Annotated in this window: 19 protein-coding genes; 9 read left to right on the forward strand and 10 right to left on the reverse strand. The window is 45.8% G+C overall.

Annotation, left to right across the window (positions count from 1 at the left end; all coding sequences use genetic code 11):
• The first annotated feature begins 139 nt into the window (after positions 1-139).
• From hslV to rraA, 4 genes are all read left to right on the forward strand, one after another.
• Positions 140-694, forward strand: coding sequence for an ATP-dependent protease subunit HslV (gene hslV, locus FKN88_RS12575; RefSeq protein ID WP_004394445.1), 555 nt, complete (start codon positions 140-142; stop codon positions 692-694).
• 38 nt (positions 695-732) lie between these two features.
• Positions 733-2,064 carry an HslU--HslV peptidase ATPase subunit gene (gene hslU / locus FKN88_RS12580; RefSeq protein ID WP_154170728.1) on the forward strand — a complete coding sequence of 444 codons (1,332 nt, stop codon included), beginning with the start codon at positions 733-735 and terminating at the stop codon, positions 2,062-2,064.
• 86 nt (positions 2,065-2,150) lie between these two features.
• Entirely contained in the window at positions 2,151-3,068 is a 918-nt protein-coding gene (locus FKN88_RS12585) for a 1,4-dihydroxy-2-naphthoate polyprenyltransferase (RefSeq protein ID WP_154169964.1), read from the forward strand.
• 75 nt (positions 3,069-3,143) lie between these two features.
• Positions 3,144-3,662, forward strand: a complete 519-nt coding sequence (gene rraA, locus FKN88_RS12590; RefSeq protein ID WP_154169966.1) for a ribonuclease E activity regulator RraA — start codon at positions 3,144-3,146, stop codon at positions 3,660-3,662.
• A gap of 84 nt (positions 3,663-3,746) precedes the next feature.
• Here rraA and FKN88_RS12595 read toward each other — a convergent pair whose 3' ends face one another.
• Positions 3,747-5,090 (reverse strand): MATE family efflux transporter, encoded by a 1,344-nt coding sequence (locus FKN88_RS12595; protein ID WP_154169968.1) that lies wholly within the window; start codon positions 5,088-5,090, stop codon positions 3,747-3,749.
• 128 nt (positions 5,091-5,218) lie between these two features.
• Entirely contained in the window at positions 5,219-5,992 is a 774-nt protein-coding gene (tpiA, locus tag FKN88_RS12600) for a triose-phosphate isomerase (protein ID WP_004394450.1), read from the reverse strand.
• Positions 5,993-6,204: 212 nt separating this feature from the next.
• Between tpiA and FKN88_RS12605 the strand changes: the two genes are divergently transcribed.
• Both FKN88_RS12605 and FKN88_RS12610 read left to right on the forward strand, forming a co-directional pair.
• The gene (locus FKN88_RS12605) at positions 6,205-6,552 is read left to right on the forward strand and encodes a 5-carboxymethyl-2-hydroxymuconate Delta-isomerase (protein ID WP_154169969.1); all 348 of its coding nucleotides are present in this window, start codon (positions 6,205-6,207) and stop codon (positions 6,550-6,552) included.
• A gap of 11 nt (positions 6,553-6,563) precedes the next feature.
• Positions 6,564-7,001: a DUF805 domain-containing protein gene (locus tag FKN88_RS12610; protein WP_158138977.1), complete on the forward strand. Its 438-nt coding sequence runs from the start codon at positions 6,564-6,566 to the stop codon at positions 6,999-7,001.
• On the opposite strand, the gene FKN88_RS12615 is transcribed toward FKN88_RS12610, so the two are convergent.
• Positions 6,998-7,339: a DUF3135 domain-containing protein gene (locus FKN88_RS12615; RefSeq protein WP_154169973.1), complete on the reverse strand. Its 342-nt coding sequence runs from the start codon at positions 7,337-7,339 to the stop codon at positions 6,998-7,000. The two genes, FKN88_RS12610 and FKN88_RS12615, sit on opposite strands and share 4 nt — an antisense overlap.
• A 237-nt stretch (positions 7,340-7,576) precedes the next feature.
• On the reverse strand, positions 7,577-8,206 hold the full coding sequence (locus FKN88_RS12620; protein ID WP_187985278.1) for a metalloregulator ArsR/SmtB family transcription factor: 630 nt from the start codon (positions 8,204-8,206) through the stop codon (positions 7,577-7,579).
• Positions 8,207-8,527: 321 nt separating this feature from the next.
• On the opposite strand from FKN88_RS12620, the gene FKN88_RS12625 reads away from it, so the two are divergent.
• The gene (locus tag FKN88_RS12625; protein WP_004394454.1) at positions 8,528-8,818 is read left to right on the forward strand and encodes a co-chaperone GroES; all 291 of its coding nucleotides are present in this window, start codon (positions 8,528-8,530) and stop codon (positions 8,816-8,818) included.
• Between the two features lie 75 nt (positions 8,819-8,893).
• Positions 8,894-10,531, forward strand: coding sequence for a chaperonin GroEL (gene groL / locus FKN88_RS12630; protein WP_170904274.1), 1,638 nt, complete (start codon positions 8,894-8,896; stop codon positions 10,529-10,531).
• A gap of 82 nt (positions 10,532-10,613) precedes the next feature.
• On the opposite strand, the gene FKN88_RS12635 is transcribed toward groL, so the two are convergent.
• Together FKN88_RS12635 and epmB are read right to left on the reverse strand one after the other, a co-directional pair.
• On the reverse strand, positions 10,614-11,084 hold the full coding sequence (locus FKN88_RS12635; RefSeq protein ID WP_158138973.1) for an MgtC/SapB family protein: 471 nt from the start codon (positions 11,082-11,084) through the stop codon (positions 10,614-10,616).
• 180 nt (positions 11,085-11,264) lie between these two features.
• Entirely contained in the window at positions 11,265-12,287 is a 1,023-nt protein-coding gene (gene epmB / locus FKN88_RS12640) for an EF-P beta-lysylation protein EpmB (protein WP_158138972.1), read from the reverse strand.
• A gap of 32 nt (positions 12,288-12,319) precedes the next feature.
• On the opposite strand from epmB, the gene efp reads away from it, so the two are divergent.
• Positions 12,320-12,886, forward strand: a complete 567-nt coding sequence (gene efp / locus FKN88_RS12645; protein WP_004394459.1) for an elongation factor P — start codon at positions 12,320-12,322, stop codon at positions 12,884-12,886.
• A gap of 247 nt (positions 12,887-13,133) precedes the next feature.
• On the opposite strand, the gene frdD is transcribed toward efp, so the two are convergent.
• Genes frdD through frdA form a run of 4 tightly spaced genes read right to left on the reverse strand, consistent with a single transcriptional unit; the run spans position 13,134 to position 16,461 of the window.
• Entirely contained in the window at positions 13,134-13,496 is a 363-nt protein-coding gene (gene frdD, locus FKN88_RS12650; RefSeq protein ID WP_158144625.1) for a fumarate reductase subunit FrdD, read from the reverse strand.
• A 10-nt stretch (positions 13,497-13,506) separates the two neighbouring features.
• The gene (gene frdC, locus FKN88_RS12655; protein WP_004394461.1) at positions 13,507-13,890 is read right to left on the reverse strand and encodes a fumarate reductase subunit FrdC; all 384 of its coding nucleotides are present in this window, start codon (positions 13,888-13,890) and stop codon (positions 13,507-13,509) included.
• A gap of 1 nt (position 13,891) precedes the next feature.
• Positions 13,892-14,650 (reverse strand): succinate dehydrogenase/fumarate reductase iron-sulfur subunit, encoded by a 759-nt coding sequence (locus tag FKN88_RS12660; protein ID WP_004394462.1) that lies wholly within the window; start codon positions 14,648-14,650, stop codon positions 13,892-13,894.
• Positions 14,650-16,461, reverse strand: a complete 1,812-nt coding sequence (frdA, locus tag FKN88_RS12665; RefSeq protein WP_158144626.1) for a fumarate reductase (quinol) flavoprotein subunit — start codon at positions 16,459-16,461, stop codon at positions 14,650-14,652. Before frdA ends, FKN88_RS12660 begins: the two co-directional genes overlap by 1 nt.
• Position 16,462: the final 1 nt, after the last annotated feature.

Raw genomic sequence — 16,462 nt, forward strand, 5'->3', positions numbered from 1 at the left:
TCTCGCTCTTCTTCGTAAGAGGAGAGAAAACGGCCGCGTTGGCCTTTTTTCTGCATTCCGTTTCTCCTTACCTTGAAATCGTTTTTCCGCATCCTCATATACCTTAAACACCCTAGTGAAATAATAAAGAGGTCCTCACGTGACTACCATTGTATCTGTACGTCGTGATAATAAAGTTGTGATTGCCGGAGACGGCCAAGTCTCGCTTGGCAATACCGTAATGAAGGGTAATGCGCGCAAGGTTCGTCGTTTATACAACAATAAAGTTCTGGCCGGATTCGCTGGTGGTACCGCAGATGCCTTCACGCTATTCGAGCGTTTTGAAAGTAAGTTGCAAATGCACCAAGGTCATTTGACCAAAGCAGCGGTTGAGCTTGCGAAAGATTGGCGTAGTGATCGTGCTTTGCGTCGTTTGGAAGCGATTTTAGCGGTTGCTGATGAAACCACATCGTTGATCATTACTGGTAATGGCGATGTGGTGCAGCCAGAACACGATCTGATTGCGATTGGTTCTGGTGGTAATTATGCTCAAGCCGCAGCACTCGCGTTGTTGGAAAACACTCAATTAGACGCGCGTGAAATTGCTGAAAAAGCGTTAAATATTGCTGGCAATATTTGTGTATTTACCAACCACCATCACACCATTGAAGAACTAGAAATACCAGCCGCATTATTGCCTGAAAAGAACGCATAATCTGGTGTGAACTCTGTACTGAATGTAAGGAATTGATGATGTCTGAAATGACGCCTCGTGAAATTGTTCACGAACTAAACCGCCATATTATCGGTCAAGAGAAAGCCAAACGTGCTGTAGCGATTGCATTACGTAACCGCTGGCGCCGTATGCAACTTGAAGAAAGTTTACGGGTCGAAGTGACACCGAAAAACATTCTGATGATCGGCCCAACAGGGGTGGGTAAAACAGAAATTGCTCGCCGCTTAGCTAAGCTAGCCAATGCACCGTTTATCAAAGTAGAAGCGACGAAATTTACCGAAGTGGGTTATGTTGGTAAAGAAGTCGAAAGTATTATCCGTGATTTGACCGATGTGGCGGTTAAATTAACCCATCAACAGGCGATGGAAAAGGTTAAGTTTCGTGCTGAAGAATTGGCCGAAGAAAGGGTACTTGACGCCCTTTTGCCTCCTGCGCGCGATGCGTGGGGAGAGTCAGAAAAAACCGAGCAGTCATCGACCACTCGCCAAGTGTTTCGTAAAAAACTTCGTGAAGGCCAGTTAGACGATAAAGAGATTGAAATTAACGTTGCCGTACCGCAAATGGGCGTTGAGATTATGGCTCCTCCAGGTATGGAAGAGATGACCAATCAGCTGCAAGGGTTGTTTCAAAATCTCGCAGGTGATACCAAGAAAAAGCGTAAACTGAAAATCAAAGAAGCGTTAAAAGCCTTGGTTGAAGAAGAAGCGGCGAAACTGGTTAATCAAGAAGAGTTGAAAGAGCAAGCTATTTACAACGTTGAGAACAACGGCATCGTGTTTATCGATGAAATTGATAAAATTTGTAAGCGTGGTGAAAGCTCTGGTCCGGATGTGTCTCGTGAAGGGGTACAGCGTGATTTATTACCACTGATTGAAGGAAGTACCGTTTCAACTAAGCACGGTATGGTAAGAACCGATCATATTTTGTTTATCGCTTCGGGTGCCTTCCAAGTGGCTAAACCTTCGGATTTAATTCCAGAGCTGCAAGGTCGTTTACCGATTCGTGTTGAGTTAGAAGCGTTATCGAGTCATGATTTCAAACGTATTCTTACCGAACCGAAAGCGTCTTTAACTGAGCAATATATCGCGTTGATGAAGACCGAACAGGTCGATATCAGCTTTACTGAAGATGGCATTAAACAAATTGCCGAAGCCGCGTGGCAAGTCAATGAAAGCACAGAAAATATTGGTGCACGACGTTTGCATACGGTGATGGAGCGTTTGATGGATGAGATCTCTTATGAAGCGACAGAGCGCCCGGGTAGTCAAATGGTCATCGATGGCGACTATGTACGTGGCCGTCTCAGTGAATTGGTGGAAGACGAGGATCTTAGCCGCTTTATCTTATAAATTACTAGCCCACCGCACTGGTGGGCTTTTTTATCGCCCTCGTTTGCGCGTATACTCAGCGCACTGTTTTGTCATTGCTATTTATTATGAATAACTCTTTACGTATTTGGGTCGATGCGGCGCGACCGAAAACTCTCCCTCTTGCCTTGGTCTCTATTCTTACGGGGAGTGTACTGGCGTTTTCTGTCGGTTCGTGGTCTTGGCCAGTCACCGGTTTAGCGTTACTGACCGCAACTTTATTGCAAATTCTCTCCAATTTAGCCAATGACTACGGTGATGCGCTGAAAGGGACGGATAACGAACAGCGTCTTGGACCGATGCGGGCGATTCAATCAGGTGCGGTTTCATTAGCCGATATGAAACAAGCGATGATCATTAACGTGCTATTAACGATCGTCTCTGGATTAGCCTTGGTTTTTTATGCGTTAGACAGTGCCCAAAGTATTGCTGCCTTTTTGGCGCTGGGCGTAGTCGCCATTCTCGCTGCGATTGCCTATACCGTTGGCAATAAACCCTATGGCTATGTGGGGTTGGGGGATTTATCCGTCTTCATCTTTTTCGGTTTACTTGGTGTCTCTGGCAGTTATTTTTTACATACAGGCCAGATCGAATGGCGGTTGTTATTGCCCTCTGTTGGTTGTGGGTTATTAGCGGTATCGGTGCTCAATATTAATAATATGCGAGATATTGAAAACGATGCCTTATGTGGTAAACGTACGGTAGTGGTACGTTTAGGGCAGCTGCGTGCCAAGGTGTATCATCTGTTGTTATTAGCCGGGGCCCTATGTGCCTTTGCCAGTTACTTATTGATTCAAGACCGCTCAGCTTGGCTTAGCGCTCCTTTTTTGTTCAGCCTGATGGTATTGATTAATCATGGGCGAGCCGTGTATCGAACTTCGCAACCGGTACAGATGGCGCCTTTGTTACCCAATGCAGTTAAATGCGCTTTAGTTACCAATGTATTGTTTATTTCGGTCGTCATCGCTCAAACAATCCTACGTTAATTTGCGTTCTGTCATTGCATTGACTTACTGACACTATATACTCGTGGGATAATGGTTCGTTAAGAGAGTAAAGCTATGGAATACAACACCTCTGCGCTGTGCGATATCTATCTCGAGCAAGTCGATGTACTAGAACCGATGTTCAGTAACTTTGGAGGCCGAGCATCCTTTGCTGGTCAAGTGACGACCATTAAATGTTTTGAAGATAATGGGTTGATTCGCGAAACTCTTGAACAAGACGGTGTCGGCCGAGTGCTGTTGATCGATGGTGGTGGTTCGTTACGTCGAGCGCTGATTGATGCCGAGCTCGCTGCGATTGCTGAAGAAAACGAGTGGGAAGGCATTGTCGTTTATGGCTGCGTTCGAGAAGTCGATGAACTGGAAGAGATGAGCGTGGGTATTCAAGCGCTGGCTTCTATTCCTGTTGGCGCGGTGTCACTGGGTATCGGTGAAATTGATGTTGCGGTGAACTTTGGTGGGGTAACCTTCCTACCTGAAGATTATCTCTACGCCGATAACACAGGGGTGATTTTATCACCTGAGCCGTTAAACGTCGATTTAGACGTTGAAGACGACGAGCTCGAAGAGATCTAACTTTCGCGTGCCGATTGGATAATCTGAAGCAGAACCGAAGTCAAAAGCTTCGGTTTTTTGTTGCCATAAAACTTGTCTTGGTATCTAGTTTGTTATCGACAGTATTCGTTGACGTAGCCGTAACGCATATAGGTAGCCAAGCAAACCGCCCATAATATTGCCTAAAGCGATGCCGATAAACAATCCGATCACACCATACCAATACGCCCCAAGCCAAGCCGCAGGTAAAGTAAAGATGAAAAGACGCATTACGCTCCATTGAAATGCTTTTAGCGGTTGATGAAGGGCGTTCAACGCCGAAACCAACATCATCACGATACCTTGAAAGCCATAACTGATAGGGACAATCAGTAAGTAGTACCACAGTAAGTCACGCACGCTTTGCTCTTGTGAAAACAATGCCGCTAGCGGAATGCTCAGTGGCACCATCATGATAAAAATCAAGAACTGAAAAACCACGGCAAAACGCAGGCCAACAAATAACCCTTCAAAGCTGCGCTGTGGATTATCGGCCCCTAAGTTTTGTGCCATGAATGGCGTTAAGGCAGAAGTGAGCGACATTAATACCAAGATTAAAATCGATTCAATACGCTGTGCGGCACCATAAGCCGCGACGGCTTCGGTGCCATGTTGGGAAAGCATGATCATTAACACGGCACCACATAATGGATTCATCGCACTCGATAGCGCCGCTGGGGTGCCAATGGTTAAAATTTGTCGCCAGTCACGATTAAGCATTTTCAAATTAGCTCGAGCAAGCAGCTTGTCACGTCGAGCCAAAATATACAGTGAGCCGATTAGCGCGCCGAGCCAAGAGCAGGCGCTGGCAATAGCTGCCCCTTGTATGCCTAATTCTGGAAAGGGGCCATAGCCAAAAATCAATAATGGATCGAGTACGCCATTGATGACTCCCGCCAATAACATGATTTTGGCGGGAGTTTTAGTGTCTCCGGTAGCGCGAATGGCGCTATTGCCCGCCATGGGGATCACCAGTAAAGGAATGGTCAGATACCAAATTTGCATATACTGGTTAATCAGGGGGAGCAGTTCAGCTTGTGCGCCGAGTAAACGAAATAGTGGGTCGATAGTAAGAACACCGATGAAGGAGGCGCACAGTACCAGGACCACGGCCAATAACAAACCATGACTAGTCAGGCGCGCCGCTTGCTTGGTTTCTCCTTGACCTAATAAACGGCCAATACAGGTAGAGAGTCCAACGCCAATCCCCATGGTGATACAGTTGACGGCGAAGGTGACCGGAAAGGTGTAGCTGATGGCGGCTAGTGCTTGAGTACCGAGCAACGAAATAAAAAAGGTATCGACTAAGTTAAACAGTAAGATAGCGATCATCCCTACCGTCATTGGCAGCGTCATTTGGCGCAGTACTTGGGGGATAGGGGCGGACAACAAGCCGTGTTTATCGTGCATGGTGAATCAGCGAATAGAAAGTGCAAGAGGAGCTAGGATACTCTATATCAGGATCGGGTACTAGCGATGAACTTGGCGATAAAAATAAGGCCAGCATGGCTGGCCTTGAGATAACTTATTGATAATGATTAAGCATTTTTCATTTTAGCGGCTGCTTTCGCGATTGCAGCAAAGCTCTTCGCATCCAGTGCCGCACCGCCAACTAAAGCGCCATCAATGTCTGGTTGTGAGAAGTAAGCTTCTGCATTTTCTGCTTTCACTGAGCCACCGTATTGAATGATCACCTGCTCGGCAACGGCAGGGCTTTTCGCGGCGATGTGAGCACGAATAGAAGCATGGATACGCTGTGCGTCATCCGCTGTTGCTGCTTTACCAGTACCGATTGCCCAGATGGGTTCATAAGCGATGATCGCATCGTTTAGTGCTTCTACGCCGTAAGCATTGATCACGGCATCAATTTGGCGCGCACAAACCGCTTCGGTTTCGCCTGCTTCATTTTGTGCTTCTGATTCACCGATACAGAACACTGGTGTTAGACCGTTCTCTTTTAAGAATGCAAATTTCTTAGCGACAAATTCGTCAGATTCATGATGGTATTGACGACGCTCAGAGTGACCAATGATGATGTGAGTGGCGCCGAAGTCTTTTAACATCGCTGGAGACATATCACCGGTAAAAGCACCGCTGTTATTTAGGTCAGTATTTTGTGCACCAAGAATGATTTTGTTGCCACCTTGTTTGATTAAACGCTCAGCAAGATCGAGGTATAGCGCTGGTGGAGCGACAGCCACATCAACACCGTTTACACCTTCTAGCTCAGCATTCAGGCCATTCAGTAGCTCAGTCACCATAGTTTTGCTACCGTTAAGTTTCCAGTTACCCATCACAACAGGACGACGCATAGGAATATCTCCAATTTAATTGATAAAAAAAGAACGACTGGCAAAGAATATAACAGATAAAAGCGCATAGATCATGATTAGGGTCATGACTTTCTTGGATCCTCTTTTCTGTCTTGCCCATAGTGCGTTAAGCTGACGAGAGTGATATTAAGGGGAATCATTTTTGCTATCGTGGCAAATGAATCATCGAGAGTGATAGACAGGGAGTTTTCATGCCAAATTTAGTCTTAGAGTATTCAAATTCTGTTGAGGAACGAGTCAACATCCAAGGATTACTGGAAGATTTACATCAAGTAGCGATAGACAGTGGGTTATTTGAAACCGCCTCGATCAAATCTCGCACTTTGCGTTGTCATCATTGGTTGATTGGTGAACAGGGCGATAGTGTCGACTTTATCCATCTCAGCTTTGAATTACTCGATGGACGCAGTGGCCAACAAAAACGTGAGCTTTCTCGCCAGTTAATGGCCGTACTCGCTGAGCAAGCGAGTCAGGTTCATTCATTAACGATCAATGTGCGTGATATGGACAAAGATAGTTTTCAGAAAATTATTTATTGAGTGAGTAAGTAATGCCATTAACCCAATTGTTGTTTTCTTTCCATGGCCGGATTGGTCGCCAAACCTATTGGTTATGGAATCTCGGTTATTATTTGACCATTATTGTTTTCATGTTAACAGTGAGTCGCTGGTTGCCGAGCTTTGCGGCCTATCTTTGGCCATTATTACTGCTTGGGCTCTTATTGCCAGATTTAGCGGTAACCGCTAAGCGCTGGCATGATCGCGATAAGTCGAGTTGGTGGTTGTTATTGAATTTACCGTTGTTGGTCGGGCGAATGGGTATGCCTGTTGGGGAAACGACGATGGCGACCACTCCCAATTGGTGGGAAACCGCCCTTGCGTTACTTGCATTAGGCTGCGGAAGTTGGATTTTAGTCGAATGTGGTTTTCTTGCGGGTAAAGTGACCGATAATCGTTTTGGCAAATCCCCCCATACAACGAATTCCTAGCGCCAATCATCGTGGCGAGCTTGAAAAGGGATAATTTGTGCCGAGGTGGTTGGTTGGCTATCTCCTTCTAAAGCACCTCGAAACTTGATCATTTGTACACTCAGTTCCTGCATCAGTTTGACATTTGCATGGTGAGGATTTTTACAGCGGCTCAGTATGCGATCAATATGGTTTTGCTGGGCGCGTAATCGCTCTTGCATGATAACGGAAGCAGAATCAATCAATTCATCACAGAGCGATTGTTTCAACGAGCTAAACGCTTCAGGATTTTGCTCTGCTAGCAATACTAACTCATCAAAAGAGGGGAGAACTTGGATAGGACTGGGTGATCGAGACATTGAGTGCACCTTATCTTCTATGAGTACCATGCCATAAGGTAAATCATGGCGGATGAAGAGATGACCCGAAAGCAAATAGCGTTGCTGAACTTGTTGGTTGGTTGAAGCTCACCACGTGTTTACTTGTTACAGGCCATGCCTCCTAATGACTTAATGATCAGTATAGATAACAGATCAAAATAATGAGAAGAGAATCACGCCATTCTCATTATTGAAACAGAAAATAGGCTACGGCGCTCAAGGATGTGCTGAGAAAGGTTGGATACGATAAGCGCAGCGGTGCTGGCCTTCAATAATGTGCTCGCTACGTTCGATATGACACTCTGTGCCAAGTAGCTGCTTAAACACATTGAGTTCGGAGACGCAGAGAGCGGGGCAGCGTTTAGCCGCTCGACAGATAGGGCAGTGATTTTCAATCAATAAATAGCCCCATTCTGTACGTTCTAGTTCAGCCATATAGCCTTCTTGCTCACGCAATTTGACTAAGGTATGTAATTTAGTTGCTAAATCATTACAGGCTATTAATGCTTGTTGGTAATGTTGCAGTGTATGCGCTTCTCGTTCAGCGGTGACTTTGGCTAAGCCATCTTGACCAAATAGATGCTCAACCGCGTCGATCATTTGAATCGTTAGCTCACCATGTCGGTCCGCAAACTGATCATGTCCTTTTTTGGTTAGCGACCAATGACGAGTTGGGCGACCGACTTTGACTTTGACATCATAGAAAATCAGGATCCCCTCATCTTCTAAGCTTTGTAAATGCTGTCGAGCGCCCATGGTGGTAATGTGCAGATCATTTGCCACTTGTTTTGCTGTGACAGCACCTTCTCGTTTGATGGTGTGTAAAATCCGCTCGATGGTCTTCATGGTTTTCCTCTTTAATTACTCTGTCTATTATGGATAAGCCTCTTAATAAAGCAAAGGATTTACAATCACCTGAGAATAGAATCCTCACTGAACGTCGCGCTGGATGACCGTTGAGTCTGCAATTCTTGATCCTATGGATCGTTGTTGATCGATCGTTTCCTTGGGCGTTGAATCTTTTCTCGATAAATTTGTTAACTAAATCACGTTTTTTTTATTCTTCCCCCTTGGGATTGTTGGCTTTCTCCCCCACATAACAGTCACAAGCTGAGTAATCAGCCTTTTCATTAACCTCATAGAAAATAAAATCAGGAGAGACGACCGATGAACATTCGTCCATTACACGACCGAGTTATCGTTGAACGCCAAGAAGTTGAATCTAAGTCTGCTGGTGGCATTGTTCTAACGGGCTCAGCGGCAGAAAAATCCACTCGTGGCAAAGTATTAGCTGTGGGTAAAGGCCGTATCCTTGAGAATGGTTCGGTTCAAGCGCTGGATGTAAAAGTGGGTGATACTGTTATCTTCTCTGAAGGTTACGGTACCAAAACAGAAAAGATCGATGGCAAAGAAGTGTTGATTCTATCTGAAAACGACATCATGGCGATTGTCGAGTAAGAGTAAGCATTGAGTAATTTTTGCTCTGATTCAAAAACGATTGATTAAAACAGAATTAAGAAAAGGAAATGAAACATGGCTGCTAAAGACGTTAAATTTGGTAACGATGCACGCATTAAAATGCTTGAAGGCGTTAATGTTCTCGCTGACGCGGTAAAAGTGACTCTTGGCCCTAAAGGTCGTAACGTAGTATTAGACAAATCGTTTGGTGCTCCAGTTATCACTAAAGATGGTGTGTCCGTTGCGCGTGAAATTGAACTGGAAGACAAATTCCAGAACATGGGCGCACAAATGCTAAAAGAAGTCGCTTCACAAGCCAATGATGCTTCTGGTGACGGTACGACAACCGCAACCGTATTAGCACAAGCGATCATTACTGAAGGCTTGAAAGCTGTCGCTGCGGGTATGAATCCAATGGATTTGAAACGCGGTATTGATAAAGCCGTTGTTGCTGCCGTTGAAGCGTTGAAAAACCTATCAGCACCATGTGCAGACACCAAAGCCATCGCTCAAGTGGGTACTATTTCTGCAAACTCTGATTCAAGCGTGGGTAATATCATTGCTGAAGCAATGGAAAAAGTTGGCCGTGATGGCGTTATTACGGTTGAAGAAGGTCAAGGTCTACAAGATGAGCTTGATGTTGTGGAAGGTATGCAATTTGATCGCGGTTACCTATCTCCTTACTTCATTAACAACCAAGAAGCGGGTAGCGTTGACTTAGACAACCCATTCATTCTGTTGGTTGATAAGAAAATTTCTAACATCCGTGAATTACTGCCTGCGCTTGAAGGCGTCGCCAAAGCGTCTCGTCCATTACTGATTGTTGCGGAAGATGTCGAAGGCGAAGCGTTAGCCACTCTCGTTGTTAACAATATGCGTGGTATCGTTAAAGTTGCTGCGGTTAAAGCGCCTGGTTTTGGTGACCGTCGTAAATCAATGCTACAAGACATTGCTATTCTAACTGGTGGTACCGTTATCTCTGAAGAGATTGGTCTTGAACTTGAAAAAGTGACGCTGGAAGATCTTGGCCAAGCAAAACGTATTTCTATCACCAAAGAAAACACCACCATTATTGATGGTGCTGGTGAAGAAGGAGCTATCAAAGGCCGCGTAGTGCAAATTCGTCAACAAATTGAAGATGCAACATCAGATTACGACAAAGAGAAACTGCAAGAGCGCGTTGCTAAATTGGCTGGCGGTGTAGCAGTAATCAAAGTCGGCGCAACCACTGAAGTTGAAATGAAAGAGAAGAAAGACCGCGTAGAAGATGCGCTACACGCGACTCGCGCTGCGGTTGAAGAAGGTGTTGTTGCGGGTGGTGGTGTTGCACTAATTCGTGCTGCCGCTAAAGTAGCGGGCCTTGAAGGTGACAATGAAGATCAAACCGTCGGTATCCGCCTTGCGCTTCGTGCAATGGAAGCCCCTATTCGTCAAATCGTTAAAAATGCTGGCGAAGAAGATTCGGTGGTTGCTAATAATGTTCGTGCTGGTGAAGGTAACTACGGTTACAACGCTGCAACGGGTGAATATGGCGATATGATCGAGATGGGTATCTTGGATCCAACTAAAGTTACTCGTAGTGCACTACAATTCGCTGCTTCAGTTGCAGGTCTGATGATCACTACGGAAGCAATGGTGACTGAGCTACCAAAGAAAGATGGCCCAGCAATGCCTGATATGGGCGGCATGGGTGGTATGGGCGGCATGATGTGATGCTAGCCTAATGCGCTAATTAGTAAAAAACCGGAGTGAAAACTCCGGTTTTTTTATATTTATCGAGAGTGAAATGATGCAATTAACGGCCACGAAATCGTTGATGAACACCACGGCGTAAACTTTGAAAAGTATTCTCCACTTTATCAACACCATAGAGCACTAACAAAACCAGCAGGGTAATCACCACCGATTGTACCCAATAGCCTAAGCCGATCATTAAACCGAGTGCTGCGAGCACCCAAATTACCGCGGCAGAGGTTACGCCATGAATTTTACCGTCTTGAGTCATCATTACGCCGGCCCCTAAAAAACCCACCCCAGTAATAATTTGTCCTAGTACGCGCGCTTGATCTAAGGTATTCGGCGACAAAGACACTGCCATCGCCATAAAAAAATAGGTTCCGGAGATGATCAAAATCGAGGTTCTAATCCCAACGGGTTTGCCACGAGTTTGTCGCTCAATACCGACCAGCAATCCATTAACCGCACAACAAAACAGTGCATACCAGCTGAACGGCCCTAGATCAAGTAGGGTGTCTAAAGTGAACATGTTGTCTCCAAATGTGAGCGCGCGACAAAGGCGTCAGTATGCGTGATCTTGTTTGATTAGTTAAATCATAGACTTTATTGGTTTTGATAAAAAATGTTTATACTCTTTTTATCATCATCGACCACAATCACCTCAGTGGTAACGTTTGACGGTGGTATGATGACCGATAGAGTTAGCGAATCATTCGAGGTGGAGATCTAAGGGCGTTTTGCTCGGTCGTCCACCAATTTCTCTGGTTAACTTGGGAACTAAGTAACCAGACACTTGCTCGATCAGCCCTGCGATAATCGCTCTAGCTTGCTCATCACTAACATAAAAATGCGCCGCGCCTTGCACTTTATCTAGTACATGCAAGTAATAGGGCAAAACTCCAGCATCAAATAATGCTTCACTTAATGCGACTTGTGCCGGTACTGAATCGTTGACGCCTTTTAAGAGCACGCTTTGATTGAGTAGCGTTACTTTTTCGGCCCTTAAGCGAGCCAGTTGTTGGCTCAGTTCAGCATTAATTTCATTAGCGTGATTAATATGGGTTACGAGGATCACCTGCAAACGAGTTTCGGCGCATAAGCTTACTAGTTCATCGGTAATGCGAGCGGGGATCACCACGGGTAAGCGAGAATGAATCCGTAATCGCTTAATGTGTGGGATAGCGGCAATCTGTTCGATGAGCCAGCTCAGCTCATGATCTTTTGCCATGAGTGGATCGCCACCGGAAAGGATTACTTCATTGAGCTGTCGATGTTGGGCGATGTAGTCGAGGCTTTGCTGCCACACCAATTTATTGCCTTTATTATCTTGATAAGGGAAATGGCGTCGAAAACAGTAGCGACAATTGATCGCGCAGCCACCTTTGACGATCAGTAAGCAGCGATTACGGTATTTATGCAATAACCCCGGCGTCGAGTTATTTTGTTCTTCGAGTGGATCCGTCGAGTAGCCAGGGTGAATAATAAATTCGTCACTCAATGGTAGCACTTGGCGCAAAAGGGGATCGTGAGGATTACCTTTTTCCATCCGCTCAACAAAACTCTGGGGTACTCGCTGCGCAAAAAGCGCTCTGGCTTTAAAGCCAGATTGCCAAGGCGATGGATCGATGGCTAACTGTGTGAGTAACTGCTCGGGATCGGAGATCCCATTCGCTAGCTGTTGCAGCCAGTTTTGCTCAACAGATTGGTGTTTTCGGGTTATTATATTTGGCATTGAATTTAACTCGAAGAAGGTAAGAGGAAAAAATGGCTACTGTTAGCACGAACGAATTTAAAGGCGGTCTGAAAATTATGCTTGATAATGAGCCTTGTGTCATTCTCGAAAACGAGTATGTGAAGCCAGGTAAAGGTCAAGCATTTAACCGTGTACGTATCCGTAAATTGCTTTCTGGTAAAGTGTTAGAGAAAACCTTCAAGTCAGGTGATTCTGCCGAAGTGGCTGATGTGATCGATATCGATCTGGATTACTTGTACAGCGATGGTGAATTCTATCATTTTATGAACAACGAAACGTTTGAGCAAATTGCCGCGGATGTAAAATCAGTCGGTGATAGCGCGAAATGGTTGGTTGAAAACACCAGTTGCACTTTGACATTATGGAATGGTAACCCAATCTCGGTCACGCCACCAAACTTCGTTGAATTAGAAGTCACCGAAACCGATCCTGGCCTAAAAGGCGATACGCAAGGTACTGGTGGCAAACCTGCGACTTTAGCTACTGGCGCTGTGGTTCGCGTACCTTTATTTATCGCTATTGGTGAAGTGATTAAAGTCGATACCCGCAGTGGCGAGTATGTTGGACGCGTGAAATAAGCTTCTATCCCCTTCCTACTTGAAGCTGCAGCGGTATTGGCTACGTTTGTTCACCTCAATCACATAGTTTGCCTATGCTCATGGGGATTTACTCACTTGCCGCCTACCTGCATCTTCAACTCGTTTGGGCATATCTCATCAAATAGAGATAAAAGAGCCAGCGCAATGCGCTGGCTCTTACGTTTAGTGTCCTTCCATCAGGGGTGAGCATCGATGGAAGGTTGAATGGTTAAATCAGCTTGCGTAACTAGATTAGAAAAATAAACACAACGGCTAACACAGAAATCAGCGCCGCAAATGCGTAACAAGCAATTTTTCCCGCCAAGCCAGTGTGAAATTTCAGATCGTGCATACCATGATGTAGACGGTGCATGGCATGCCACATCGGCAAAGCAAGGGTACCTATAATAAATAAAGCACCAATAATGCTGGTCGCGAAAGCAGTGACTCGCTCATAACTCATGGCTTGCGCATCAATCATACCCAGTGGAACCATGATCCCAAGCACGAGTACCGTGACCGGAGTAATCATCGCAAACCAAGTACCACCAGCACCAAATAGGCTCCACCAGATGGGTTCGTCTGAACGTTTTGGATTGGTATTCACCACAATAAGCTCCTTACACCACAATGAGAACGATCAGTGAAATGACAGCCACTGCCGCCCACTGAGTTAAGACAATGATCTTTTTATCCAGCAACTTACCTTTAATGCGAATCGGCATAACTTGCGGCATCATGCCAAAAAAGGTGTGTGCATGAAATAAGCTCCCCGCTAGAGCAACGATGTTAATCGCTACAACCAGTGGATTCGCCATAAACGCTAACCAACTCTGCCAAGCCTCGGGACCTTTGACTAAAGATCCCAGCCCGATAGTCAAAAATAGCGTGAATAGAATGAGTGGCAGTACGGTTGCTTCGCGTACCATATAAAGACGATAGAAAGGATCATCCTTCCACCACGTACGGGTCATTTCACGAACGTAAGGTTTACGATTACTCATTCTATGCCTCCACTTTTTTAGGTGAACCGTCAGGTTTCAACATGGCAATCACAAAATCCATGGAGGACTCGATTTTGCCTTGGTTAACGGCTGCAGCCGGATCAACATGTTTTGGGCAGACTTCTGAGCAGTAGCCAACGAAAGTACAGCCCCAAGCGCCGTTATCACCGTTGATCAGTTTCATGCGCTCGGCTTTACCGTTATCTCGGCTATCCAAATTATAACGGTGCGCCAAGGTCAGTGCTGCCGGGCCGATAAACTCAGAGTTAAGTCCAAATTGAGGGCAAGCGGCATAACACAGACCACAGTTGATGCAGCCTGCAAACTGCTTATAGCGAGCCATCTGCTCTGGCGTTTGTAAGTTCGCACCATCTTCAGGGGTGCGATCATTGCCAATGATGTACGGTTTAATCGCTTCTAGTCGTTCGATAAACGGCGTCATATCGACGATTAAATCTTTCTCAATCGCGAAGTTAGCGAGCGGTTCAATCTTGACACCATTTGGATAGTCACGCAGGAAGCTTTTACAGGCTAACTTAGGCACACCATTGACCATGATGCCGCAAGAGCCACAAATCGCCATCCGACAAGACCAGCGATAGGCGAGATCTTTATCGACATTATCTTTGATGTAACCGAGGGCATCGAGGACCGACATCGTGTCATCAAACGGTATCTCAAACGCCTGTAAATGAGGCTTTGCATCTTGCTCTGGGTCGTAACGTAAAATATCGACTTTTTGAATACGGTCTGCGGCCATTATTTTTGCTCCTCTGCGCGTTGCTCGGCGGCTTTTTCTGCGGCTGCGGCTTGATCAGCGGCTTCACCGTAGAGGCGCGCTTTAGGTTGAGACTTAGTGATTTTTACATCGCTGTAATCAATCTTTGGTGCGCTATCCGGTTGATAAAAGGCCAATGAGTGTTTCAGGAAGTTGACATCATCACGTTCAGTGCAGCCTTCATCAAGACGCTGGTGAGCACCACGCGATTCTTTACGTAGCATCGCTGAGTGTGCCATGGCTTGCGCCACCTCTAAGCCATAACCGACTTCAATCGCATACAGTAGATCGGTATTAAAGACTTTACCTTTATCTTTGATGCTGATGCGCTTATAACGCTCTTTCAGTTCAGCTAACTTATCGATGGTGGTTTGCATCAGATCTTCTTGGCGATAGATTCCACAACCCGCTTCCATGGTATGACCCATTTCGGTACGGATCGTCGCCCAGTTTTCATCGCCCTCTTGATTCATCAATGCTTGAATCCGTGCTTCAACGGCCTTGACTTGCTCGTTAATCGCCGAGTCGTTCCAGCCTTTAAAGCTTTCCGCCCGTTGCACGGCATGTTCACCAGCGACGCGGCCAAAGACAACAAATTCAGCTAATGAGTTAGAGCCTAAACGGTTGGCCCCGTGTAGACCAACGGAGGCACATTCACCCACCGCAAATAAGCCTTTAATGCGAGTTTCACACTGACCATTGGTTTCGATACCACCCATGGTGTAATGGACCGTTGGACGAATAGGAATAGGCTCTTTCGCTGGGTCAACGTTAACGTAGGCTTTTGATAGTTCGCAAATAAACGGTAAACGTTCTTGCAGATATTCTTCACCAAGATGACGCAAATCAAGTAGGACAACATCACCTAATGGATGTTTAATGGTGTTGCCTTTTTGCTGTTCGTGCCAGAAAGCTTGTGACACTTTGTCACGTGGTCCAAGTTCCATGTATTTATTTTTCGGCTGACCAACTGGGGTTTCTGGGCCCATGCCGTAATCTTGTAAATAACGGTAACCATGTTTATTGACGATGATACCGCCTTCTCCTCGGCAGCCTTCGGTCATTAAAATACCGGTACCTGGTAGTCCGGTTGGGTGATACTGGACAAATTCCATATCACGCAGTGGCACACCATGACGATACGCCATCGCCATACCATCACCCGTTACAATACCGCCGTTGGTATTGCAATGGTAGACACGCCCAGCACCGCCAGTAGCGAGCACTACCGATTTTGCTTTAATAATGACCAGCTCACCTTCTGCCATATGAATGGCAATCAGGCCTTGCACTTCACCATCAACGACTAATAAATCGACCACAAAGTATTCGTCAAAACGCTTGATTTGTGGGTATTTAATTGAAGTTTGGAAGAGAGTATGCAGCATATGAAAGCCGGTTTTGTCGGCGGCAAACCAAGTCCGTTCGACTTTCATGCCTCCAAAACGACGAACGTTGACTTCCCCATTGTCTTTACGACTCCAAGGACAACCCCATTGCTCCATTTGGATCATTTCACGGGTTGCATTAGCAACGAAATATTCGACAACATCCTGTTCACACAGCCAATCACCACCACCAACGGTATCGTTAAAGTGATTGTCTAGGCTGTCTTCTTCCTTGATAACTGCTGCGGAGCCACCTTCAGCGGCAACGGTATGGGAACGCATAGGGTAAACTTTAGAAATTAGTGCAACTTCTAAATTTGGGTTAGCTTCAGCCGCTGCAATAGCAGTACGAAGACCAGCGCCACCAGCGCCGATGACTGCGATATCTGTGGTAATCGTTTGCACA

It is taken from the genome of Vibrio sp. 2017_1457_13, from assembly GCF_030851525.1.
GTDB lineage: Bacteria > Pseudomonadota > Gammaproteobacteria > Enterobacterales > Vibrionaceae > Vibrio > Vibrio metschnikovii.